The sequence below is a fragment of the Acinetobacter brisouisimilis genome (assembly GCF_000368265.1).
Classification (GTDB): Bacteria; Pseudomonadota; Gammaproteobacteria; order Pseudomonadales; family Moraxellaceae; genus Acinetobacter.
The window spans coordinates 2,009,040-2,033,770 of sequence record NZ_KB851219.1 but is presented as its reverse complement, the minus strand read 5'-3'; the positions used below and the strand labels follow the sequence as shown (position 1 = coordinate 2,033,770).

At 42.4% G+C, this 24,731-nt stretch carries 21 protein-coding genes, 2 tRNA genes and 3 rRNA genes; 15 read left to right on the top strand and 11 right to left on the bottom strand.

What is annotated here, in order from left to right:
* Window positions 1-55: 55 nt before the first annotated feature.
* From F975_RS13275 to F975_RS13265, 3 genes are all read right to left on the bottom strand, one after another.
* Window positions 56-631, bottom strand: coding sequence for a xanthine phosphoribosyltransferase (locus F975_RS13275; protein WP_004754185.1), 576 nt, complete (start codon window positions 629-631; stop codon window positions 56-58).
* A gap of 94 nt (window positions 632-725) precedes the next feature.
* Window positions 726-1,430: a DUF3108 domain-containing protein gene (locus F975_RS13270; RefSeq protein ID WP_004754182.1), complete on the bottom strand. Its 705-nt coding sequence runs from the start codon at window positions 1,428-1,430 to the stop codon at window positions 726-728.
* Window positions 1,431-1,523: 93 nt separating this feature from the next.
* Window positions 1,524-2,180 carry a hypothetical protein gene (locus tag F975_RS13265; RefSeq protein WP_004754179.1) on the bottom strand — a complete coding sequence of 219 codons (657 nt, stop codon included), beginning with the start codon at window positions 2,178-2,180 and terminating at the stop codon, window positions 1,524-1,526.
* 208 nt (window positions 2,181-2,388) lie between these two features.
* On the opposite strand from F975_RS13265, the gene F975_RS13260 reads away from it, so the two are divergent.
* Entirely contained in the window at window positions 2,389-3,270 is an 882-nt protein-coding gene (locus F975_RS13260; RefSeq protein WP_034426360.1) for an energy transducer TonB, read from the top strand.
* Between the two features lie 25 nt (window positions 3,271-3,295).
* Here the strand turns inward: F975_RS13260 and F975_RS13255 are convergent, their stop codons facing one another.
* The 4 genes from F975_RS13255 to miaB are packed head-to-tail and all read right to left on the bottom strand — an operon-like array spanning window position 3,296 to window position 6,684.
* On the bottom strand, window positions 3,296-3,595 hold the full coding sequence (locus F975_RS13255) for an antibiotic biosynthesis monooxygenase family protein (RefSeq protein WP_004754175.1): 300 nt from the start codon (window positions 3,593-3,595) through the stop codon (window positions 3,296-3,298).
* A gap of 20 nt (window positions 3,596-3,615) precedes the next feature.
* Window positions 3,616-4,095, bottom strand: coding sequence for an rRNA maturation RNase YbeY (gene ybeY / locus F975_RS13250; protein ID WP_004754172.1), 480 nt, complete (start codon window positions 4,093-4,095; stop codon window positions 3,616-3,618).
* Window positions 4,096-4,104: 9 nt separating this feature from the next.
* Complete coding sequence (locus F975_RS13245; RefSeq protein WP_004754169.1) at window positions 4,105-5,187, bottom strand: PhoH family protein; 1,083 nt, start codon at window positions 5,185-5,187, stop codon at window positions 4,105-4,107.
* A gap of 39 nt (window positions 5,188-5,226) precedes the next feature.
* A complete protein-coding gene (gene miaB / locus F975_RS13240; protein WP_004754166.1) occupies window positions 5,227-6,684 on the bottom strand; it encodes a tRNA (N6-isopentenyl adenosine(37)-C2)-methylthiotransferase MiaB in 1,458 nt (485 codons plus the stop codon).
* Window positions 6,685-6,938: 254 nt separating this feature from the next.
* Here miaB and F975_RS13235 point away from each other — a divergent pair, with 254 nt between their 5' ends.
* The 4 genes from F975_RS13235 (at window position 6,939) to F975_RS13220 (ending at window position 11,268) form a co-directional block, all read left to right on the top strand.
* Window positions 6,939-8,909: a lytic transglycosylase domain-containing protein gene (locus F975_RS13235; RefSeq protein WP_004754163.1), complete on the top strand. Its 1,971-nt coding sequence runs from the start codon at window positions 6,939-6,941 to the stop codon at window positions 8,907-8,909.
* Between the two features lie 31 nt (window positions 8,910-8,940).
* Window positions 8,941-9,609 carry a ribonuclease T2 family protein gene (locus tag F975_RS13230; RefSeq protein ID WP_004754161.1) on the top strand — a complete coding sequence of 223 codons (669 nt, stop codon included), beginning with the start codon at window positions 8,941-8,943 and terminating at the stop codon, window positions 9,607-9,609.
* A gap of 269 nt (window positions 9,610-9,878) precedes the next feature.
* Window positions 9,879-10,865, top strand: a complete 987-nt coding sequence (locus F975_RS13225) for a malate dehydrogenase (protein WP_004754160.1) — start codon at window positions 9,879-9,881, stop codon at window positions 10,863-10,865.
* Window positions 10,866-11,016: 151 nt separating this feature from the next.
* Complete coding sequence (locus tag F975_RS13220) at window positions 11,017-11,268, top strand: DUF2789 family protein (protein ID WP_004754158.1); 252 nt, start codon at window positions 11,017-11,019, stop codon at window positions 11,266-11,268.
* 50 nt (window positions 11,269-11,318) lie between these two features.
* Here F975_RS13220 and F975_RS13215 read toward each other — a convergent pair whose 3' ends face one another.
* Both F975_RS13215 and F975_RS13210 read right to left on the bottom strand, forming a co-directional pair.
* Window positions 11,319-11,846 (bottom strand): hypothetical protein, encoded by a 528-nt coding sequence (locus tag F975_RS13215; RefSeq protein ID WP_004754155.1) that lies wholly within the window; start codon window positions 11,844-11,846, stop codon window positions 11,319-11,321.
* An 80-nt stretch (window positions 11,847-11,926) separates the two neighbouring features.
* Window positions 11,927-12,532 (bottom strand): 2OG-Fe(II) oxygenase, encoded by a 606-nt coding sequence (locus F975_RS13210; protein WP_228127442.1) that lies wholly within the window; start codon window positions 12,530-12,532, stop codon window positions 11,927-11,929.
* Window positions 12,533-12,647: 115 nt separating this feature from the next.
* On the opposite strand from F975_RS13210, the gene F975_RS13205 reads away from it, so the two are divergent.
* The 9 genes from F975_RS13205 to F975_RS13165 all read left to right on the top strand — a co-directional run bounded on the left by F975_RS13205 (window position 12,648) and on the right by F975_RS13165 (window position 21,806).
* The gene (locus F975_RS13205) at window positions 12,648-13,505 is read left to right on the top strand and encodes a 23S rRNA (adenine(2030)-N(6))-methyltransferase RlmJ (protein WP_004754150.1); all 858 of its coding nucleotides are present in this window, start codon (window positions 12,648-12,650) and stop codon (window positions 13,503-13,505) included.
* Between the two features lie 41 nt (window positions 13,506-13,546).
* On the top strand, window positions 13,547-14,362 hold the full coding sequence (gene pssA / locus F975_RS13200) for a CDP-diacylglycerol--serine O-phosphatidyltransferase (protein WP_004754141.1): 816 nt from the start codon (window positions 13,547-13,549) through the stop codon (window positions 14,360-14,362).
* 29 nt (window positions 14,363-14,391) lie between these two features.
* The gene (locus F975_RS13195) at window positions 14,392-15,456 is read left to right on the top strand and encodes a DUF6670 family protein (RefSeq protein WP_004754138.1); all 1,065 of its coding nucleotides are present in this window, start codon (window positions 14,392-14,394) and stop codon (window positions 15,454-15,456) included.
* 419 nt (window positions 15,457-15,875) lie between these two features.
* Window positions 15,876-17,413: ribosomal RNA gene (locus F975_RS13190) — 16S ribosomal RNA — on the top strand.
* Window positions 17,414-17,473: 60 nt separating this feature from the next.
* A tRNA-Ile gene (locus F975_RS13185) sits at window positions 17,474-17,550 on the top strand.
* Window positions 17,551-17,617: 67 nt separating this feature from the next.
* A tRNA-Ala gene (locus F975_RS13180) sits at window positions 17,618-17,693 on the top strand.
* A 401-nt stretch (window positions 17,694-18,094) separates the two neighbouring features.
* Window positions 18,095-20,988 (top strand): 23S ribosomal RNA (locus tag F975_RS13175).
* A gap of 205 nt (window positions 20,989-21,193) precedes the next feature.
* Window positions 21,194-21,308 (top strand): 5S ribosomal RNA (gene rrf / locus F975_RS13170).
* The 16S, 23S and 5S rRNA genes sit together here with 2 tRNA genes alongside, the layout of an rRNA operon.
* A gap of 174 nt (window positions 21,309-21,482) precedes the next feature.
* Window positions 21,483-21,806, top strand: coding sequence for a cupin domain-containing protein (locus F975_RS13165; RefSeq protein WP_004754136.1), 324 nt, complete (start codon window positions 21,483-21,485; stop codon window positions 21,804-21,806).
* Between the two features lie 295 nt (window positions 21,807-22,101).
* Here F975_RS13165 and F975_RS13160 read toward each other — a convergent pair whose 3' ends face one another.
* Window positions 22,102-23,484 carry a dihydrolipoyl dehydrogenase gene (locus F975_RS13160; RefSeq protein ID WP_004754133.1) on the bottom strand — a complete coding sequence of 461 codons (1,383 nt, stop codon included), beginning with the start codon at window positions 23,482-23,484 and terminating at the stop codon, window positions 22,102-22,104.
* Window positions 23,485-23,755: 271 nt separating this feature from the next.
* Window positions 23,756-24,091, bottom strand: a complete 336-nt coding sequence (locus tag F975_RS13155; protein WP_004754130.1) for a protein tyrosine phosphatase family protein — start codon at window positions 24,089-24,091, stop codon at window positions 23,756-23,758.
* Window positions 24,092-24,291: 200 nt separating this feature from the next.
* Between F975_RS13155 and trxC the strand changes: the two genes are divergently transcribed.
* The gene (gene trxC, locus F975_RS13150; RefSeq protein WP_004754128.1) at window positions 24,292-24,717 is read left to right on the top strand and encodes a thioredoxin TrxC; all 426 of its coding nucleotides are present in this window, start codon (window positions 24,292-24,294) and stop codon (window positions 24,715-24,717) included.
* The last annotated feature ends 14 nt before the right edge of the window (window positions 24,718-24,731 follow it).

Below are 24,731 nucleotides of genomic sequence, written 5' to 3'. Positions count from 1 at the left end.
ATTTAAATCCACCATATGGTCAAAAAAAAGAGCGAATAAATCGCTCTTTTTTTATTTAATCTCTGACGAAAGTTACCTGACTATCATTTAATGACTCGACACGTGCGAGTGATTCAACACGGTAGCCTTTTTCCAGCAATAACTGACGTCCAGTTTGGAAGGATTTTTCAATCACAATACCAATACCAACGACTTCCGCTTGGGCCTGATGGATCAAATCAATCAAACCGAGCGCAGCTTGACCATTTGCCAAGAAATCATCAATCACAAGAACTTTATCAGTTGCATGTAAGTACTTGTTTGAAATGGCGATGGTACTGGTAGTCTGTTTGGTAAATGAATGTACCTGAGCTTTGTACAAATCATTTTTCAGCGTTAAAGACTGATGTTTACGTGCGAAAATCACAGGAACACCAAGCTCTAAACCTGCCATGACCGCAGGTGCGATACCTGAAGCTTCAATGGTAATGATTTTGGTAATCCCTTGATCTTTAAAACGAGCAGCAAATTCATGCCCGATCTGTTGCATCAACACAGGGTCAATTTGGTGATTTAAGAAAGCGTCTACTTTGAGAACTTGATCAGATAGAACGATACCTTCACTTAAGATTTTCTGTTCTAGTGCTTGCACAGGGAGGAACCTCTAAGGAACGGATGCTTTTTTAAGCAAAGGCGTATTTTAAAAAGCATCCGAAAAATTGCAAGTCAAAATTGCAAAAATGCGGTTATTGGGTCGCCCCTTGATAACCTGTGAGCAGAATTCCATACGAGCTACGACCATCATTATGTGCGACTTTGACTGGTAAATAGTCCAGTTTTGGTGCTAACCAGAAAATGGTATTACGCTCATCTTTTCCATGATCCAGTTTGACTTTAATGGTGCTAAATGTGCCGTAAGGTGTTACAAGATTTTCCGTGCCCAGTTTAATAAATTTGCGTTGGGCAACGCCTTTAGCATCGGTAATATAATAGTTGTTTTTCAGCCCCGTTTTTTTTAAGTCTTCACGAATTTGTACTTCGGCATTGAGTTCATCTAAAGCACCTGATTTCCATGCAAAAGAATTTGCTTTACCTTTACGATTGGTCGCAATGGTTTTTCCTGCAGGATTAAAATGAATTTTAAAGGAGTCTGACAGCCCAATATAATTAGCATTACGGGTAAAACTATTGGAAATCACATGATCATCCAGTAACGAGAAGTTACTGGTTTCGGTTGCTGATGCTAAAATACCTGCTTTTGCTGCAAAGACATACGTCCAGTTATTGCCATTTTGTTGAAGGATCCGTGTTGCAGAACCCATATTGTGACCATTATAGGAAAATTGATAGGTGGCCTTAAATGGACTGAGTGCCATGGCTTGGCTTGAGCAGATCAATGCTGCTCCAGCAAGTACAACGGCAGATAAAGAGGTAAGTTGTTGCTTGAGCATAAATATATCCTGGAGCTTTTAATATTTTATGGTGATATAAGTTAATCTGAAAAACTGGATCAATCGCATATTTTTTGTATGTTTATGATCACATTATGTGGTTGTTTTGCTTACAGGTGTTGTTTCTGTGTCGTCAGTACTGCTGCTAACTTTTCTAAAAAGTGCTTCCAAATTAACATTACCTAAAACCACCAGTTCTGCTTCACGCAGTACTGCATGATTGACATGGACTTTGGCTAAGGTTTCAATAATTGACGGGTTTTTACCCAACCAGCGATTTAGATCAAGATAGAGTAAATCATCTTTCACTTCGACAACATTGAAGCGCTGCAAAATCGTACCTAGCGGATCTTTATCCAAGACCTTCTGATAAAAAAACAGGGCAAATTTAAAGCCTATTTTTTGTAAAATATTTTTAAATTTGGCTTCAATGACTTGAGTCTGGCTGATTTGCTCAAATACGAGTAACTGCGTATCTTTGTTCAGTTCCATTTGTAAAAGCTTTAAATCAACTGACAGAGTAGTATCTAAGCCTTTAACATTTAGTGTGGCATACAGGCGTAGCCAATCATCATGCACGTCTGCATGCAAGTCCTGTAAAATCTTGACGTTATCGGTCACAAAACGTTTGAAGGTTGCATTTAAAAACACTTGTGATAATGCAAATTCGCGCTCTTCTTCAATAAATCCCCCAGCCTTACGGTATACCTCGCGGATACGTTTAGAAAAATTGGAAATTAGCGTCTGCATAGATCCGGTCCAAAAAATAGTTTTTTATACTGGTTGCAATCTTATTGAATTAGATGAAAAATTCACATCTATTTTTTATACTCGTTCATTGCAAAATGAACATTTGATGTTTTTGTGCAAAAAAGAGTATAAAACTGCATTTTTCTCTAAAAAAATCGCATATTTATATGTTACGTGTATTTTTGGCAAGTTTGGTCGTTTTAATGTTATGACAAAGCAACACTCGATTCAGCAAAAAATAACACTGTCTTGGTGGCAAGATTCAGTATTTATGGTGGCAGCCATTTCAGCGTTGCTACTGCATTTGGTTTTGCTGTGCATACGTTTTGCCATGCCGCAAGCCGATCAGTCTTTGCATCAGGAAATTGCCGTGACGATTCGACCAAGCAAAGAGGCTGTTGAAAAAGCAGACTTTATTGCACAGGCCGATCAACAAGGTTCAGGCATTTTTCGACAAAAACACCGTACGTCAACCAATCTTGCTCCAGCAGATGAGTCTCAATCGGCAGGAGATCAGCAATTACAACAACTAGAAATGGTGAAGCAGCAGCGCGAGTTAAAATTTGAAGAAAAAGTACTGATGACGGTCTTGAGCTGGCAAAAGCAAAGTGAGGATCAGCACCGTAAAAAAGCCATGGATGAATTACAAAGCCAGTATCAAGCTAAGGCCGCGATGGTTGCCAGCCTGGAAGCACAATATTTGCAACGTCAGCAGGATTTTAGCCGCCAGCAAAAAATTAAGACAGTCGACGGTATTCAGGCAAAGCGTGATGCGTCTGCTGCATACTTAAATAAATTTCGTGAAAAAGTTGAATTGTATGGCAACCGTTATTACCCAGAACAGGCAAAACAACAGCACTGGTCGGGTGAGGTTTGCCTCATGGTGATTCTCAACAGTGAGGGTGGGGTGCGTGCAATTCACTTATTGCAAAGCTCTGGGCATGCTGTTTTAGATGAGGCAGCAAAGAGTTCTGTACGCCGTGGTGCGCCTTTCGGGCGTTTTGATGCCAGTATGAAAGATATTTCTGAGCTACGTATTGTTCGGACGTGGCGCTTTGATCCTGCTGAGGCAGAGTTTGAAGTAAAATAAAAAATCGGGAGTAAATCTCGATTTTTTATTTTAAGTTGCGATGTTGGTACTGGCGCTGTATTTCACAGACTTCAACGCTATAGTGCTTATACCAGCGTTTCTGTCCAGTTTGTTGAGCCACTATATGTTCACGATCTTGTTGCCAACGCTGAATACTTTTAAGGTCAGACCAGTAAGAGAGCGCTAGCTCTTGTCCATTTTCCGTATAAGACCCAAACTTGAGACAGCCATATTCAGACAAGGCTTTTTGTCTTAGATGTTGTGCAAGCTGGCTGTATTCATGATCAAGCTGTGCAATCTCAGCTTTGAAAATCACCACAAACATCAGATTGCACTCCAACGAATTTATAGATCTTGATAGGGATTATCTAAACTGAGTTTACTGAGGATCTCAACTTCGAGATTCTCCATTTCTTCAGCGTCCTGTTCGCCAGTTTCATGGTCATAGCCCAACAAATGTAGCGTGCCATGTACAAGCATATGGGTAAAATGAACCAGAGGTTTTTTCTTTTGCTGATCTGCTTCATGAAGCACAACAGGAATACAGATCACCAAATCACCTAATGGGAAAGCGTCCAGCATCGGGAGTACTTCTTCAGGAATATCACTGGGAAAAGATAAAACATTGGTCGGTTTATCTTTTTGGCGATACTGCAAATTCAGCGCGTGGCTTTCTGCGTTATCCACACAGGCAATGCCGATCTCACAATCTTGCTGCATGCCGACATGACGTAAAGTAGTCTCAATGACTTTTTTTATATAACTGCGTTTTAGCACCAATTCAGGTGCTAAAACGTCTTGTTGTAACGAAAGATTAAGTTTCAAAATTTGTCCTTAAGCGTCCTGATGCTGAGCATCTGCTGCTACATCATTTTCCTGAACTAGAGCTTCGTGACGTGCTTTACGTGCAGCACGTTCTTCAGCACCAATTCGGTGTTGCTCACTGTCCCAGCCTTCATACGCCTCGACAATTTTTTGTACCAGCTGATGACGCACCACATCACGTGAGTGGAAGCGGGTAATATGAATTTCGGTCACAGGTTCAAGTACACGTAAAGCATGAGCTAAACCTGACTGCTGGCCACGTGGCAAGTCAACTTGAGTAATATCACCTGTAATGACGGCACGTGAACCAAAACCTAAACGGGTGAGGAACATTTTCATTTGTTCAGGTGTGGTGTTTTGGGCTTCATCCAAAATCACGAAGGAATGATTCAAGGTACGACCACGCATGTAGGCCAAAGGTGCAACTTCAATCACTTGGCGTTCAATCAGTTTCGCTACCTTTTCAAAGCCTAGCATTTCATACAATGCATCGTAGAGTGGGCGTAAATACGGGTCAATTTTCTGGCTTAGGTCACCAGGTAAGAAACCCAGTTTTTCACCTGCTTCAACCGCAGGTCGAACCAGTAAAATACGCTGGATTTCATTACGTTCCAGCATATCGACGGCTGCGGCAACGGCTAAATAGGTTTTACCTGTCCCCGCAGGGCCAATACCAAAGGAAATGTCACTTTGCAAAATACGTTGTACATAGCGTTTCTGATTTGCACCACGTGGGTTAATCCGCCCTTTTCGTGTTTGCAACCAGATACTATCCAACCCAGTATGTTCCTGACCCTCATCATCCATGAGATCACGCTCGGTCTGGCTACCTTGAATCATCATGTGTAACTGATCTGCACTCACGGAAGAGGACAGTTCTGCTTCTTCATGCAGTCGCTGTAGGAGAGTTTCTGCTCTCTCCACCGCTTCAATATCCCCATCGATATAGAAAACATCACCTCGATGAGTAATTTGGACATCTAAACGTTGTTCGATTTGTTTCAAGTGAGCGTTATAAGCACCCAACATGCTTTTTAAACGCTCCATTGAAATACCCGGAAAAGATACTGTACGTCGGATCGCTGCAGTCAAGACAATTCCTTTAAGTGTTGTTTAGTCTATAGCCCTACATTACGCCACGTCAGGCTCAAGATTCAAGAGCTCTCCATAGACTAAATTTAAAGTTTTGATTTCAGTAATCTCGATTTCTGCAAAACGACCCAACCATGCTGCATCGCCAATAAACGTGACTAAGCGGGTATTGTCTGCCGTGCCGACTAACAGGTTTGGATCTTTCTCTGAAACATTTTCGATCAGGACGCGTTGAACAGTACCCAGCATGGCATCTGTCTTGTCGATACTGGATTGCTTAATGACTTTTTGTACCTGTGCCAGACGCTCTTTTTTCACGTCTTCAGGTGTCGTGTCTTCAAGCTCTGAAGCAGGTGTGCCTGGGCGTTTAGAGTAGATGAAACTATAAGAATGATCGAAATCTAAATCTTTAATGAACTGCAAAGTTTCAGCAAAGTGTTCATCAGTTTCACCTGGGAAACCGATAATAAAGTCACTCGATAAATGCATGTCTGGGCGGATTGCACGTAACTTTTCAATTTTATTGATATAAACATCAATCGTGTGGTTACGTTTCATTGCCTGTAACACTGCATTTGAGCCGCTTTGTACCGGTAAGTGTAAATGCGACACCATTTGTGGCAGGTCACGGTAACATTGGATCAGGTCATCCGAAAATTCAAGTGGATGAGATGTTGTGTAGCGTAAACGGCCAATGCCCGGAATTTCCGAGACCAAACGCAACAGGTCGGCAAAAGTACAGATATTGCCATCGAAGGTTTCACCCCGATAACCATTGACGTTTTGTCCAAGCAGGCTGATTTCACGTACGCCTTTTTCTGCAAGTCCTGCAATTTCTGCCAAGACATCGTCCAGTGGGCGTGAAACTTCTTCACCACGGGTATACGGTACAACACAGAATGAACAGTATTTTGAGCAGCCTTCCATAATTGAAACAAAGGCTTTGTAACCTTCAACACGCGGTTCAGGCAAGAAGTCGAATTTTTCAATATCAGGGAAGGAAATATCGACCAGTTTAATTTTATCTTGCTTTGGTTTTTCAATCTGCTCTTGGTGCTGATCCAGCATTTGAGGTAAACGGTGCAAAGTTTGTGGCCCAAAAACCATATCGACATACGGCGCACGTTTTTGGATGTTGTCACCTTCTTGTGATGCGACACAACCACCCACACCAATAATCAGGTCAGGATTTTTTTCTTTGAGTTTGCGCCAGCGCCCAAGTTCACTGAATACTTTTTCCTGTGCTTTTTCACGAATCGAACAAGTGTTCATCAGTAAGATGTCGGCATCTTTCGGGTCATTAGTGAGCTCGTAACCATGTGAGTCGCCGAGCAGGTCTGCCATACGGTGACTGTCATATTCATTCATTTGACACCCTTGAGTTTCAATGTACAGTTTTTTGACTGTGCTTGAAGCATCAGAGGTGTGCAAAGGCTGGGTGACAGTGTTTTCTGAGGCAGCTTCGGCACGTGCTGGAATGAAGGTCTGAACCGTCATGTAGGCTCCTGAAAAATAGGGCTAAGTGATCAGATGCTGAGAAGCATGATGCTGAAACACTTTGGCAGAGAATAAAAGGAGCGATATTTTAGCATTTTTTGTTTTGAAGCTATAGCTCTTTTAGTTTTTCCCAATCAGTAGAAAATTGCTGATTATTTGTGCAAAATTATTACATAACATAACAACAACAATGCATGTATTAACATTAAACTGAGGGCAAAAATTGCAGGGCAAGCGAAGGTGTATTCGGCTATATGAACAGATTGCAGGTTTTATGTGCAACAACATATCAATTTTATGGCCGTTTACTTGCCTTGGGATGTGTTTTGGGGACAAGTTGTGTCGCATCTGCTGCCGAAGAGCAGTTTAATGATGCATTACGAGCTGCCAGCTCAGGAAATACCGCATTATTAGACCAGTATTCTGCCAGTATGCAACAAGATAGCTTGGGATATTATCCTGAATATTGGAAGCTTAACATGAGCTTAGGTTATCAACCTTCAGGTAATATTATCGACTTTGCCAAACGTTACCCACAGTCGGCGATGGCTGAAAAACTTGCCGCAGATTATGTCGAAGAAAAAGTTAAACAAGCTGATTATAATAATGCTCGACCTGTTGTTCCTTATGTGACTAATCCTGATCAGGCAGAAAGCTGTGCAGTAGCACAGGTACGTGCGAAGTCAGATGATCCACTGGTTTTTGCTGAGTTTAAAGATCTTTGGTTAAATACAGGGAATTTACCTGAATCTTGTCAGGGTCTTGGGCAAATGATGTTGACTAGTCCCTTGATGAGCACACAAGATAAACAGCAGCGCTTGTGGGGTGAGTTACGTGCTGGACAAATAGGCAAGGCGCAAGTGACAGCGAGTGCTATGGGGTTGAATCTATCCTTGGCACAATTCAACCAAATTCAAAGTAATCCATTAAATTATTTATGGTCAGCACCTAAAAACAATGATGCGGACTATGCCTATCTGATTTTTGCGCTTGCCCGCTTGACTGAGACCGATCTTGATTCGGGTTTAAGTGCCACCAATCGTGCTGCGGAAAATGTGCCTGAAGCTGTACAGAAATATTTGTATCGAACAGTAGCTTATATTGGTGGAACCACCGTACTCAAAAATAATTTTAACCGCATTGTCTTGAACTATTTTGATGCCAGTTATGGTGGTTTGCCATTTAGCCCAGAAGAAGCTGAAGTCTATGCGCGCCAAGCTGTACGTTTTGGCGCTTGGGACAGCGTGATGCGTGCTATTGGCAGTATGACCATCACCCAGCAGCAGGAAGATCGCTGGCAGTACTGGTTAGGTCGGGCTTATGAGCAGCGCGGCGATGCCAATTCAAAACGCATTGCGATGGGGATTTATCAGCGGTTGGCACAAAGTGGTGATGATTATCATAACTTGTTAGCGCAAGAGCGTTTAGGTAAAAATTATAACAAACGTGAACAAGCTCAACCTTCAAGCCGCGATTTTCAACGTTTAGATCAAGATATTCATTTTCGCCGTGCATTTACCCTGAAAAAAATTAATGCACCCGACAGTTATACTAACCGCGAATGGAACTGGGCAGTACGTCAGGCATACTTGCGTGAAGATGATGGATTATTGCTAGCTGCTGCTCAGCGTGCTGCTGATTTGGGGTGGTATGATCGGGCAATTTATGCTGCGAACCGCACAGTGAAGAAACATAATGACAATTTGAGCTATTTGACACCGCATCAGAATACCGTGCTGAGTTATAGTCAAAATGTTAATTTAGACCCTGCCTGGGCTTATGGTTTAATGCGTCAGGAAAGTCGTTTTGTGACTCATGCACGTTCCAATGTTGGAGCGGGAGGTCTAATGCAAATTATGCCTACAACTGCGAAACAAGTCGCAAAACAAATGGGGGAAACGTATAATCCTGCAGTATTAACGGACATGAATACCAATATTCGTTATGGCACATATTATTTATCAATGATTCAAGGGCAGCTCAACGGTAATGCTGTCTTGGCAACAGCAGGTTATAATGCTGGCCCAAATCGGGCACGCCGTTGGCAAGCCAATACGGGGACAATCGCTGCAGATCAATATGTGGAAAGTATTCCGTTGTCAGAAACACGTGATTATGTAAAAAATGTGATGACCAATGCAACGCATTACGGTGCAGTGCTTGGTCAGGGAATACAAAATATTGGTAAATGGATGCGTGCTATTCCAGCACGTATAGAGCAATAAATCTGAGAGATGTAAGATTTTGGTTTTCTACATGGCTAAACAAGGATGTCTAGAGCATTCAGCTTCTCTAATCGTGAGTTTATTGATAGCTATTGGTTTTTTGGTTATTTTCTCTTCAGCCCATGCACAGCCAACCCTAAACCCAAGCCGAGGCTACATTTTACATGTTCAAATGACACCTGCCGTTTGTGCGCTTGACCCTAATCGTAAAAAACAGCGCAAATGTTTAGAGGGTTATGCTCTGACAGTTGCAGGTTTGGTTCCTGAAGGTCGTTATACGGGGTGTGAAACCACTAGCTCGGCAATTTTACCGCCGTTACAAGCCAAGGTTGTTGCGCGTATTATTCCTGATGAAGTATCCCGTATTCAGCTTTGGCATAGTGTTGGTGACTGTATGTCTATGTCTGCGACACAGTATTTTAGAACAATTATTAACTACGCCCAGCGCTTAAAAATTCCTGCTGTTCTAACTGATGCTTCATCACATACGATTCAGCGTCAAACCTTGTTGGCACAGTTTCTGAAACTTAATTCAGGATTGCCTGCCGATGGGATTGAATTTTCCTGTCAAAATAATCATGGAACAACTTTATTGACCCATGTGAGTGTTTGTTACAATAGCAATGGTTCTTATAAGTCATGTACAAGTCATGAACTGTCTAACTGCCCGAAAAATTTCACGATTCAGGGAACGTATTAGTGATGGTGATGATGAGTCATCTGAAGCTCATTTGATGGCTTTAAAAAGATAAAAATACTTGTCAGATACCTTCAGGTTTTTGTTTTGAGCAAATTTAGCTATTAATAAGCCTAATTTTGTTTAAATTATCTATCAGACTTTTGTTGCAAATCATTCTATTTTTTATGCAGGACTCGCAAGATTGGAGTACAATTATTGCCGTTTATGATTAACGATTAAATGGAAAAACTGTTTAATCATATCAACGATCCTCAATTGGAGATAATTAGATGAAGCAACCCGTTCGTGTTGCCGTTACTGGCGCTGCAGGTCAAATTGGTTATAGCTTGTTATTCCGTATCGCAAGCGGCGAAATGTTAGGGAAAGACCAACCAGTTATTTTACAATTGCTTGAAATTCCAGTTGAGAAAGCTCAACAAGCGCTTAAAGGCGTGATGATGGAACTTGATGACTGTGCGTTCCCATTATTGGCAGGCATGATCGGTACTGATGATCCAAAAGTTGCATTTAAAGATGCTGACTATGCATTATTGGTTGGTTCACGTCCACGTGGTCCAGGTATGGAACGTGCTGACTTACTTAAAGTAAACGGCGAAATCTTCATTGGTCAAGGCAAAGCACTTAACGAAGTTGCGAGCCGTGATGTTAAAGTGCTTGTTGTAGGTAACCCTGCGAACACTAACGCTTACATCGCAATGAAATCTGCTCCAGATCTTCCAGCGAAAAACTTTACAGCTATGTTGCGTCTTGACCACAACCGTGCGTTGACTCAACTTGCTCAAAAAGCTGGCGTTGCTGTAGCTGACATCGAAAACATGACAGTTTGGGGTAACCACTCTCCAACAATGTACGCTGACTACCGTTTTGCAAATGTGAACGGCGAAAGCTTAAAAGACAAAATCAACGATGCAGCATGGAATAAAGACGTATTCCTTCCTACAGTTGGTAAACGTGGTGCTGCGATCATCGAAGCACGTGGTTTGTCTTCTGCCGCTTCTGCTGCAAATGCTGCAATCGACCATATGCATGACTGGGCGCTTGGTACAAACGGTCAATGGGTAACTATGGGTATTCCTTCTGACGGTTCTTATGGTATCCCTGAAGGTGTAATGTTCGGTTTCCCTGTAACAACTGAAAACGGTGAATACAAAATCGTTCAAGGTTTGGAAATTGATGAATTCAGCCGTGAACGTATCAACTTTACGTTGAACGAGCTTGAAGAAGAGCGCGCAGCAATTGCTGATATGCTTAAATAATTAAAATTTAATCTTCAAGATTAAATTTGAAAAAAGCACTCCATTTTCGGGGTGCTTTTTTTATGGCTTTACACGAATTCAACTGAGTATTGCTCAACAAAAGTGCAGTAATTCCTTAGAATAAAAGTATGTCGCTCTGGAGAATAAAAAAATGTTTGAACAACAACCAACACTAAAATTACTGTTTCAACAACTCGGCTTGGCTGCAGAAGCAGAAGCGATAGAGGAGTTTGTCACAACACATCAACTGGCACAAAATGTTGATCTAGCAGATGCTCCATTCTGGAGTGCATCGCAACGCGAGTTTTTACAACATCGTTGTGACCAAGATGATGAATGGGCAATTGTTGTCGATGAACTCAATGAACTATTACATACAGATGCTCAATATCCTTTGGCTTGATATCGACAACTAAAAAACCTCTATGTGTTGTGTCATAGAGGTTTTTTTATTTAATGGAACTGCGTTTTAATCAATTCGATAAACCAGATTTCCTTACGCAGTGGTTTAAAGGCTGGATGTGTGTGTAGAAGCTCATGATCATATTCGGAACTGACAACATATTTACGCAGCCAGTGCTTGGTAAGCGCCTGTTCTTTTTTTACCATTGAGGCATATGCTAAGAAGAAATATAAATCACCGTAGGGTAAATGAGATAATGGTTTTAAAATTTGCTGGGTAATCAGTGCGAATTTATTATCCTGACTGAGCTCAAAATAGATCATATATGCTTTGGCAAGCTGTAAAGATAAATCCACATACAATTGGATCGAGATTTCTTCAAACTCGATTCGAGCCTGTTCCAAAATAGCCAAAGCTTCGTGTAAAAAATAAAGCTGTTCTTGACGATTGTGGCTGAACGTTACCAGCTGCAAGCGTAAATTACCGCGTTCCAAAGCCAGTTCGGGGCTATTGGCTTCTAAATAAAGTTGGTCGGTTTCCCCGATCCGCGCAATAATCTCTTGGCTATTATTCGACATACTTCAATCCTCAATCGCTTATTTGCAGTATATGCGGGTATCTCGACACTTTTAAAGTGAGAAAATATTAACTGTGGTGACTATGACCAAATCGAGTGATTGCTACGCATCCATGCTGTAATTGACAAGCGCTGCTGTTTCGCCGCCAAGACTTCATGCAATAAATCACTTTGAAAAAGCGCAATACGATTTGGCTTAGGTTCTAAAATATGCCAGTTTTGCTGTTTATCTTGCAGGCGTAATTGCCCACCCCAGTCTTCATGCCATTCTGGATGCAAATACAATACCGCCGAAATCATACGATCATTCTTTTTCTGAGGGTTGTCTCGGTGTAGGGCATAAAATTCACCTGCGTTATAACAGGCAAAGTGCGCTTCCACTTCGCGAATCCCGAAGAAAAATGCCTGATTGAGTTCTTGAGCCAGATGCATCAGTGTTGTAACGTGTTGTTCAGCAATTGGCAAATTGTCATTGATCCATAAAATATGATCACTACGAATCTGGCTGACTACACCATTTTGAATGGCAGCATCCCGAAATTCATTTAAATGGTGCATACATTCCTGATGGACTGACTGTAAATATTCTTTAGAATACGCCTGATCAATCACACTGAATCCAGTGTCATCCAAATCATTGATAATTTTATTAATATCCCAAAGGTTTGATAAAGTTTCAGCCATAATTCTCCAAAAAATCTAATCATATAAAAAAGCTGAGCCATTTTAGAACAAGTGCCCAATCCGCATCGATGTTTTTTTCATGTTAAGATAGCTGTTGATTTTAGGAATTGATACAAACATGAATTATCGTCACCATTTTCATGCTGGCAACTTCGCGGATGTCATGAAGCATGTACTTTTGTTACAACTTCTGACGCGCCTGAATGCAAAAGATAAACCTTATCGTTATATTGACACGCATGGCGGTGCGGGAAAATATGACTTGTCAGAAGCGCCTGCCCAAAAGTCAGGGGAATACCTTTCAGGCATTCATCGTCTGGTGCAATTGCCCTCAATTCAGAAACGTCAAGCACCCGAAGCTGTGCAGCAGTATTTGAATTTGGTTGAAAGTATGCGTGCCGAAGACGGGCGTGGTGCTTACCCAGGTTCACCATGGTTTGCTTTGCAAGGTATGCGTGACATTGACAAAGCCACCATTTTTGAAATGCAGCGTGATGTGTTTGATCAATTACGCCACAATATTCGTGACAAACGTGCAGGCTTGCATGAGCGTGATGCTTATGAAGGATTGCTCGGTGTGATTCCACCGAAAGAAAAACGTGGTTTGGTGATGATTGACCCACCTTACGAATTAGAACGTAAGGATTTTCCTCAATTGGTTGAGCTGTTGGTGAATGCCTATAAAAAATGGCCAACAGGCGTATTTGCGGTATGGTACCCAATTAAAGATCGCCCGATGATTGAACGTTTTGAGAAAAAAATGAGTAAAACGGGGATTCGCCGTCAGCTCGTTTGTGAAATCTGTGTTTGGCCAGATGATACCCCAGTAGGCTTAAATGGCTGTGGTATGTTGATTATTAATCCACCTTGGCAGTTTGCTGAACAAGCAGATCAAGCATTACATTGGTTACTCCCACATTTGCGCATGCAAGAGAACAGTGGTTCAGTTGCAGTCAAATGGTTAGTGGGTGAATAATACATACGGTTTTAATCAAACAATATTGGGGAAGCAACAACATGACCAATGTGCCCAAACACAACGGAGATTGCTCAGATGATGCTTATGATGGGCTAACATTTGAAGTCATCGAAGAAGAACATACGCATGAAGGGCAGCGCATCAAGCGGCGCGGGATTTATTTATGGCCTAACCTGATTACAACAGCAGCATTGTTGTCTGGATTTTATTCGATTATTTCGAGTATGGACGGCCAATTTATACATGCGATTTATGCCATATTTCTTGCAGCATTGTTCGATGGGCTTGATGGTCGTGTGGCGCGTGCAATTGGTGCACAAAGTGCTTTTGGTGAACAATTTGATTCACTTTCCGATTTGATCGCTTTTGGTCTTGCTCCTGCAATCCTGATGTATAGCTGGAGTTTGCACGGTTTGGGGCGTATAGGTTTGGCTTGTTGTTTTGTCTATACTGCGTGTGCTGCCTTTCGTCTAGCACGTTTCAACGTGCAAATCGGCGTGGTCGACAAACGCTACTTTATTGGTGTTGCCAGTCCTTTAGCTGCAATTTTAGTGATCTGTTTGGTCTGGGTGAGTCGCGATTATTCATATGTCTTCCATGTCAAAGAATTATCCACTCAAATCGGATATGCGATTTTTATGGTTGTGGTTGGCTTGCTGATGATTTCCAATATGAAGTATTACTCGTTTAAACAGATGGATCGCAGACGCGTTCCTTTTGTAGTAATGTTGCCTGTAGTACTGATTTTGGCTGCAATGACCTATAACATTCCTGTAGGCATACTGGTGGTTGCAAGTATTTACGCGCTTTCAGGGATTGTGACTACTTTTTTAGCTAGGAAAAAAGTAACATAAAAATAAACACCGAGCTCAAGGAGGTTGTAATGAAGTGGAACAGTTTTTCCAAGTCTGCCAAACAGCCTCCAAGCCTTGCAAAATTACAATGGTTGCCAAACGTCCAATATAAAACACTACATTATGGTTTGGTTTTTCTGAATTTACCTCCGCCACTCTATTATCTAAATTTCTTAACTTTGCTTGGCGTTCCCAATATTCCCGTTCTCTATAATCCATCTGAAATTGCTACAACAGAGCTAGATACAGCTTTGGTGTTTAATTCTTGTAGCCTAAATCATTTGAGTTGTTTGCATAGCTATTCAATTCAGGATGATTGTGGGCAAACACCAGAGTTTCTGGACTTCGCACAAAATATAAAAATTATTAAAAATTCAAATGGCTTAAAGCTGATTCAGCAACAGAGTGAATTACAGTTTGAACTCAATATTCAGCTGCATGCACCTAAGTATAAAAATCATCTATTCAATTTGGGTATTGCAGAACAATGGCTTTGCCCGATTGAGATGCACGGAACATTGAGTGATAAACATCAATACTATCAAATTCAAACTACAGGGTTATGGAGTTATGCCCGCACAGTTCAGCTACCATTCTGGAACTGGCATTTTTATACACGACAAATTATACAAGTTGAACAGTGGCAATTTATTTTTTATCAGGTCCGTAACCGATTTAATCAAATTATTCATAGCAAACTTATAGTTTTTGACTTGCAGCAGCAAAAAACTCAGGTATATAACCGAGATGTAGAATTTGAAATTGCCAGAGTCTATCCTAAGGTTATAACTCCAAATGGTCTGAGTATGTATTTGCCACGCGAATTTTCATGGCATTTACAGCATTCTCAAATTCAATTACAGCTTTTTGCAACGGCACGAGGCGATTATAAGTTTGGATTTGGTGCAGGATATGTTGGTAGCTTTAGCTATCGGCTCAAATTTAATCAGAAAAATTACCAATCTGACGCGGGGTATTGTGAATATGTCGATTGCCGTGCATTGAAATGGCAAGAAATAGACCGATCTGAAAAAGAATTTTTATTTTATTTAGCTCAAAATTTAGCCTTTCAGCCATTAAAAACCCCGAAATAGGTTAAAAAAGAAACAGGTGGAGATAAATATTGAGAAAGGGGGTTGCGTTAGAATGGTTATGGTCTATAATGCGTATCCATCGGCGGTGATGCAGATAAAAACTTGTTGATTAACAAGGATTTAGCTTGATAAGTTAGATTTTAGGTTGATTGAATGAGTTTTAAAAATATCGAAATTACCTGTTGACTTTATCATAAAATAGAGTAACATAGCCGACCTAGCTTGATGATGACGAATCATCGAGAAGATCATTAAGAGAATTGGAAGAACAACTTGTGTGGATTTTTACTGGTTGATCAGTCGAATATATATTTCATTGATTGAATTGGTAGAAATTTCTCGAAGTTTATTTGAGCGAATTTTTAGTCAGTAAGATTAATGAGCCAGATTTAGCACTTTTAGTAAAGTGCAATGATTTTAAACTGAAGAGTTTGATCATGGCTCAGATTGAACGCTGGCGGCAGGCTTAACACATGCAAGTCGAGCGGATGAAGGGAGCTTGCTCCTGGATTTAGCGGCGGACGGGTGAGTAATGCTTAGGAATCTGCCTATTAGTGGGGGACAACGTTTCGAAAGGAACGCTAATACCGCATACGTCCTACGGGAGAAAGCAGGGGATCATTAGACCTTGCGCTAATAGATGAGCCTAAGTCGGATTAGCTAGTTGGTGGGGTAAAGGCCTACCAAGGCGACGATCTGTAGCGGGTCTGAGAGGATGATCCGCCACACTGGGACTGAGACACGGCCCAGACTCCTACGGGAGGCAGCAGTGGGGAATATTGGACAATGGGGGGAACCCTGATCCAGCCATGCCGCGTGTGTGAAGAAGGCCTTTTGGTTGTAAAGCACTTTAAGCGAGGAGGAGGCTTCTTTGGTTAATACCCAAAGTAAGTGGACGTTACTCGCAGAATAAGCACCGGCTAACTCTGTGCCAGCAGCCGCGGTAATACAGAGGGTGCAAGCGTTAATCGGATTTACTGGGCGTAAAGCGTGCGTAGGCGGCTAATTAAGTCAAATGTGAAATCCCCGAGCTTAACTTGGGAATTGCATTCGATACTGGTTAGCTAGAGTATGGGAGAGGATGGTAGAATTCCAGGTGTAGCGGTGAAATGCGTAGAGATCTGGAGGAATACCGATGGCGAAGGCAGCCATCTGGCCTAATACTGACGCTGAGGTACGAAAGCATGGGGAGCAAACAGGATTAGATACCCTGGTAGTCCATGCCGTAAACGATGTCTACTAGCCGTTGGGGTCTTTGAGACCTTAGTGGCGCAGCTAACGCGATAAGTAGACCGCCTGGGGAGTACGGTCGCAAGACTAAAACTCAAATGAATTGACGGGGGCCCGCACAAGCGGTGGAGCATGTGGTTTAATTCGATGCAACGCGAAGAACCTTACCTGGCCTTGACATACTAAGAACTTTCCAGAGATGGATTGGTGCCTTCGGGAACTTAGATACAGGTGCTGCATGGCTGTCGTCAGCTCGTGTCGTGAGATGTTGGGTTAAGTCCCGCAACGAGCGCAACCCTTTTCCTTATTTGCCAGCGAGTAATGTCGGGAACTTTAAGGATACTGCCAGTGACAAACTGGAGGAAGGCGGGGACGACGTCAAGTCATCATGGCCCTTACGGCCAGGGCTACACACGTGCTACAATGGTCGGTACAAAGGGTTGCTACCTAGCGATAGGATGCTAATCTCAAAAAGCCGATCGTAGTCCGGATTGGAGTCTGCAACTCGACTCCATGAAGTCGGAATCGCTAGTAATCGCGGATCAGAATGCCGCGGTGAATACGTTCCCGGGCCTTGTACACACCGCCCGTCACACCATGGGAGTTTGTTGCACCAGAAGTAGCTAGCCTAACAGCAATGAGGGCGGTTACCACGGTGTGGCCGATGACTGGGGTGAAGTCGTAACAAGGTAGCCGTAGGGGAACCTGCGGCTGGATCACCTCCTTAACGAAAAGACGGATTGATTGGTAAGAATCCACAACAAGTTGTTCTTCTGGTATATCGAATGGGTCTGTAGCTCAGTTGGTTAGAGCACACGCTTGATAAGCGTGGGGTCACAAGTTCAAGTCTTGTCAGACCCACCAAGTCTACAACTGAGATTGAGAGATCAAGGTTACAGAAACTTAGATATACAAATCGAAATGATAAGCTGGGGACTTAGCTTAGTTGGTAGAGCGCCTGCTTTGCACGCAGGAGGTCAACGGTTCGACTCCGTTAGTCTCCACCACGAATTCTGAAGATTAGAATTCGAGCTAAAGATTACAGAATTTAGTAAGAGAAAAACCTAAGGGTTTTAATTTTATTAACTTCTGTGATTTAAGTATCACGGTATTAGTGTGATCCGACGAGGACACATTAACTCATTAACAGATTGGTAAAATTGAGTCTGAAATAAATTGTTCAACTCATTTAATTCAAGATTGACAGTAATGCGTAAGTGTTACGGTTTAATTAAGAATTGAAATGAGAACTAGCAAATTAACTGAATCAAGCGTTTTGGTATATGAATTAGATTGAAGCTGTACAGTGATTAAGTTCACAGTACTTCAAACTGTAAGAGATTGATGAGAAATCATTGATCATGTCTTATTACTACTTGTAGGTAATAACGACTGTTTGGGGTTGTATAGTCAAGTAATTAAGTGCATGTGGTGGATGCCTTGGCAGTCAGAGGCGATGAAAGACGTGATAGCCTGCGAAAAGCTTCGGGGAGGCGGCAAATATCCTGTGATCCGGAGATGTCTGAATGGGGAAACCCACTTACCATAAGGTAGGTATTGCAACATGAATACATAGTGTTGCAAGGCGAACGAGGGGAAGTGAAACATCTCAGTACCCTTAGGAAAAGAAATCAATTGAGATTCCCTCAGTAGCGGCGAGCGAACGGGGATCAGCCCATTAAGTTATATGTGTTTTAGCGGAATGCTCTGGGAAGTGCAACCGTAGAGGGTGATAGTCCCGTACACGAAAGGGCACATATAATGATGACGAGTAAGGCGAGGCACGTGAAACCTTGTCTGAATATGGGGGGACCATCCTCCAAGGCTAAATACTCCTGACTGACCGATAGTGAACTAGTACCGTGAGGGAAAGGCGAAAAGAACCCCTGTGAGGGGAGTGAAATAGATCCTGAAACCGCATGCATACAAGCAGTGGGAGCACCTTCGTGGTGTGACTGCGTACCTTTTGTATAATGGGTCAGCGACTTATATTCAGTGGCGAGGTTAACCGAATAGGGGAGCCGTAGAGAAATCGAGTCTTAATAGGGCGTTTTAGTCGCTGGGTATAGACCCGAAACCGGGTGATCTATCCATGAGCAGGTTGAAGGTTGGGTAACACTAACTGGAGGACCGAACCCACCGTCGTTGAAAAGCCGGGGGATGACTTGTGGATAGGGGTGAAAGGCTAATCAAACTCGGTGATAGCTGGTTCTCCCCGAAAGCTATTTAGGTAGCGCCTCGGACGAATACCATAGGGGGTAGAGCACTGTTTCGGCTAGGGGGTCATCCCGACTTACCAAACCGATGCAAACTCCGAATACCTATGAGTACTATCCGGGAGACAGACTGCGGGTGCTAACGTCCGTAGTCAAGAGGAAAACAATCCAGACCGCCAGCTAAGGCCCCAAAATCATAGTTAAGTGGGAAACGATGTGGGAAGGCATAGACAGCTAGGAGGTTGGCTTAGAAGCAGCCACCCTTTAAAGAAAGCGTAATAGCTCACTAGTCGAGTCGGCCTGCGCGGAAGATGTAACGGGGCTAAAACTATGTGCCGAAGCTGCGGATTTACGCTTATGCGTAAGTGGTAGGGGAGCGTTCTGTAAGCCGATGAAGGTGGATTGAGAAGTCTGCTGGAGGTATCAGAAGTGCGAATGCTGACGTGAGTAACGACAAAACGGGTGAAAAACCCGTTCGCTGAAAGACCAAGGGTTCCAGTCCAACGTTAATCGGGGCTGGGTGAGTCGACCCCTAAGGCGAGGCCGAAAGGCGTAGTCGATGGGAAATTGGTTAATATTCCAATACTTCTGTGTAATGCGATGAGAGGACGGAGAAGGTTAGGTCAGCCTGGCGTTGGTTGTCCAGGTGGAAGACAGTAGGCATGCATCTTAGGCAAATCCGGGGTGCTCTATGCTGAGAGTTGATAGCAAGCTGTACTTGTACAGTGAAGTGGCTGATACCATGCTTCCAAGAAAAGTCTCTAAGCTTCAGTTACACAGGAATCGTACCCTAAACCGACACAGGTGGTCAGGTCGAGTAGACCAAAGCGCTTGAGAGAACTCTGCTGAAGGAACTAGGCAAAATGGTACCGTAACTTCGGGAGAAGGTACGCTGCTGACGGTGATTCTCCTTGCGGGATGAGCTGTTGGCAGCCACAGAAACCAGGCCGCTGCAACTGTTTATTAAAAACATAGCACTCTGCAAACACGAAAGTGGACGTATAGGGTGTGATGCCTGCCCGGTGCTGGAAGGTTAATTGATGGGGTTAGCGTAAGCGAAGCTCTTGATCGAAGCCCCAGTAAACGGCGGCCGTAACTATAACGGTCCTAAGGTAGCGAAATTCCTTGTCGGGTAAGTTCCGACCTGCACGAATGGCATAATGATGGCGGCGCTGTCTCCAGCAGAGGCTCAGTGAAATCGAATTCGCCGTGAAGATGCGGTGTACCCGCGGCTAGACGGAAAGACCCCGTGAACCTTTACTGCAGCTTGACATTGAACTTTGATCTTACTTGTGTAGGATAGGTGGGAGGCTTTGAAGTTGGGACGCCAGTTCCAATGGAGCCATCCTTGAAATACCACCCTGGTAATATTGAGGTTCTAACTCTGCTCCATAATCTGGAGCGAGGACCATGTCTGGTGGGTAGTTTGACTGGGGCGGTCTCCTCCTAAAGAGTAACGGAGGAGTACGAAGGTGCGCTCAGCGTGGTCGGAAATCACGCGTAGAGTATAAAGGCAAAAGCGCGCTTAACTGCGAGACCCACAAGTCGAGCAGGTACGAAAGTAGGTCTTAGTGATCCGGTGGTTCTGTATGGAAGGGCCATCGCTCAACGGATAAAAGGTACTCTGGGGATAACAGGCTGATACCGCCCAAGAGTTCATATCGACGGCGGTGTTTGGCACCTCGATGTCGGCTCATCTCATCCTGGGGCTGAAGCAGGTCCCAAGGGTATGGCTGTTCGCCATTTAAAGAGGTACGCGAGCTGGGTTTAGAACGTCGTGAGACAGTTCGGTCCCTATCTACCGTGGGCGCTGGAAATTTGAGAGGATCTGCTCCTAGTACGAGAGGACCAGAGTGGACGAACCTCTGGTGTACCGGTTGTGACGCCAGTCGCATCGCCGGGTAGCTATGTTCGGAAGGGATAACCGCTGAAAGCATCTAAGCGGGAAGCCTACCTCAAGATAAGATTTCCCTAGGAATTTATTCCTCTAAAGAGCCGTTCGAGACTAGGACGTTGATAGGTTGGGTGTGGAAGCATAGTGATATGTGAAGCTGACCAATACTAATTGCTCGTGAGGCTTGACTATACAACACCCAAGCAGTTGTATATAAAGCTCAATCGATTCATAAAACAGCAAAACAGCTTGATTAAGTTAAGCAAAACGCTAAAATGAACTGCTTAAAGTAAGACTCAACAAACCAATTTGTTAATAACTCATTTGGTACACAGTACGGTAGCAACAAGATCAACGTGATCTGAGCATAAAACCCGAAAATGTCCATAACAGTTGTGCTGGCGACCATAGCAAGAGTGAACCACCTGATCCCTTCCCGAACTCAGAAGTGAAACCTCTTAGCGCTGATGGTAGTGTGGGGTTACCCATGTGAGAGTAAGTCATCGCCAGCTCATTATTCCAGGCACCCTCAACTTAACCGTTGGGGGTGCTTTTTTATGCGTGGGAAAAAAGTATTTAGTATTTGGGGGTGCTTTTTTATGCGTGGGAAAAAAGTATTTAGTATAAGGCTATAACTACAAATAACTGTTAATGTGCTATTAGCTCATAATCGAATCGTCTTTACTATGAATTCATTTAATATATTTGATTCACTTCCAAAAGATCTAAGTTCAGAAGTGTTTGAGGACATTGTTCGTTCGTCAACAGTAAGAATTGAGCGTATAATTTCAAAAGGGCATTGTTCACCAGATATAGGTTGGTACGATCAGGATGAGAATGAATGGGTCATGATTGTTGAAGGAAAAGCCACCTTGGAATTTGAGAATGGTTCAAAATGTGAGTTGTCCACTGGCGATTACATAAATATTCCTGCCCATGTAAAACATAAGGTGATCTGGACGAATCCAAATCAAATTACCATTTGGCTTGCTGTCTTCTATAAGTCGTAAACAATGCCATCAAAAGCTATTTTAGTGGCTACTCTTAACTCGAATATTAGATTTTCATTGAATTTATATAAAAATACATTAAAAAATAGGTTTTTAATTTTAATTCGAAAATTAAAATCAAAAAATAGGTATATTCAATAAAGCTTAACTTTTTCACCCTTAGCTCCTAAGAGTAATTTATGAATCGTTTAGATATTTTTAAAAGCAGCTTAATATAAAGGGAGTCTAAATTTTAAATCAATTAATCAATTACTTTTCTAATTATTAAAAAATAGTCGAAACGTCAAAAAACTCCTTACAGAACATTTAATTGCCGCCGAGCATGCTTCAATGCAGTTCTTAGACCCTCTTCCAATGTTGGATGATAAAACGGTTTTTCTAAAATCTCATCAATTGTGAGCTGTTCGGAAATAACCCAGTTGAGTAAATGTGCTAAATGTTCGGCAGCTTCGACCAGTAATTCTGCACCAAGTAACTGGTTATTTTTTGGGTCAATATATACCTCAACAGCTCCTTGATTTTTGCCTAGAACCAAAGCGCGTGCTTGTTTTGTATAAGAGGCTGTACCAAGAATAAAAGGAATATTTTTTGCTTGAAGCTCTTTATAGCTTTGTCCTACACTTGCCATCTCAGGAGAACAGAAAACAATGTTTAGAGGCGTTAAAGTCTTAATATTTTGAATATTTGGGTAATTTAAGCAGTTATGTACAGCCATTTTACCTTCATGCGCTGCTTCATGCTGTACGGGAGTCGTTGTCGCTGCATCACCAACAATAAAAATCAGGTAATTGCTAAGTTGTCGGGTTTTTTCATCAATCGGGAGTTGTTTGATATCCTGAAAACTTGCTTCAATATTTGCAAGTTGCAGGCTTGGTAGCAGTGAGCCTCGACCTGTAGCATTTAACAAATAATCTACATGAAGTGTTTGAGGTTGTTGTTGCTGTGTATATTGAATCTCAACCTGCTGGTCAGCATTCAATTGTACGGTGTCTGGTAAGGTTTCAAATAGAATATTCAGCTCTTTGCTGAGTTCTTGTTGAGCCAGTTGTTGTAGTGTTGGGCTGGTTAATTGCCCAATGCGTTTACTCCGTGCAAAAATGGTGGTTTTCACACCTAAGCGCTGCAAGGCTTGTGCTAGCTCAATAGCAATAATGCCACTTCCCACCACAGCAATAGATTGAGGAAGGGTATCGAGTTCAAAGATTTGGTCTGAGGTGAGATGACGTTCGCCTAGAGCCGTTTGCCATGCTGTATTGACATTCGGTGTGGAGCCAACTGCGAGAATAAAACTTTTCGCCTGGTAACGTTGTCCATTCACCTCAATTGTTTGAGCATCTACAAAATGTGCTTGTCCATTGATTTTATGTGCAGCATTCCAACTGTCGACATCTTTGAGTGTAGCATCTGTAAAACGATCACGTAATTGACGTACATGTGACATAACTTGATCAGTTTTGGCCGTGATAGTTGCCTGAATGGCAACCCGATCTAGATGTTGTGCTGCATGGAGTTGATTGGCGCAGGAAATTAAGACTTTACTGGGCATACATCCAACACGGGCACACGTTGTGTCCCAAGCACCTGCATTAATAATTAACAGGTTTTGCGTGTATTTAATTGCTTCTTTATAGGCACTAATACCTGCTGTACCAGCACCAATAATAATCAAGTCGTACATGTTGTTATTCTAACGTATGGATTCCTTTATAAAACTATAAAAGATATTCACTTCTTTCAGGTAGCAGATTGCATTTTTTAACAATACTGCGTTTTAAATGCTTGTACCGACCATAATACTGGCTCTTGGCTTGGTGGTATCCATGCTATTGCAGGCGGTGAGTAATATCAGACAACTTAAGCTGATTACAATCCATTTCATGATCGTGATTCTCCAAATCTGCATTTAAAATTCTCCTGTATTGCAAGGTTGCAATACAGGGAGTCTGGATTTAATCGTCAAGCAAATCCATTTGTTTCGCAAGTTGGTATAAGTTGTTTGAACGGTTACCTGTACGACAGAACATTAAAATCGGTTTTGGTAACTCATTGTAATGATTTGCAAAAGTACGTACATCTAGCTCTGTGATTTGCCCTGCAACAACAGGTTGATAGACATAGTCTAAACCTGCTTGGCGTGCAGCTTCTTCGATTTGTGCACTGGTTGGCTGTTCAGCACCACCTTCTAAATCTGGGCGGTTGTTGACGATAGATTTAAAGCCTTTTTCTACAATTTGTGCAACGTGTTCAGGGGCGATCTGGCCTGCAAAACCGACATTTTCAGTCATGCTTAACTCCAACTGGGTTTGATTTTGATTGGTTTATCATAGCATTAACCTTATTGTGATAGCGCAAACTCTCGCTGTAATTTGATGATGAAACGTTAAATCAGGTTAAGGTTAGGTGATTTTTTCTTGGGCTAAGTGTTTTAATTTTGAGGTTTTACCCTCATTGTTATAGCAATAAAGATAATTGAGGAGATTGGCTCATGATCGTGGTATGCCCAAGCTGTTTAGCCAAAAATCGTGTGCCTAAAGAAAAACTAGCAGCACAGCCACATTGTGGTCAGTGCCATCAGGTTTTATTGCCATTGGCACCGATTGAACTCAATGAACAAAATTTCAGTACAATTTTACAAAACAGTGATTTGCCGATTTTTATTGATTTATGGGCCGATTGGTGTGGTCCATGTAAGATGATGGCACCACATTTTACTGAAGTTGCTAAGCAGTATCCCAATGTGATTTTTGCCAAGATTAATACCGAGCAGAATCCACGCTTAAGTCAGGCATTTCATATTCGTAGTATTCCAACATTAGTTTTGATGAATAAAACCAACGAAATTGGTAGAATAAGCGGTGCATTACGTTCTAGCGAATTAAAGCAATGGCTAGATCAACAACTAATGAAATAGGGAGCAGAAGTGCC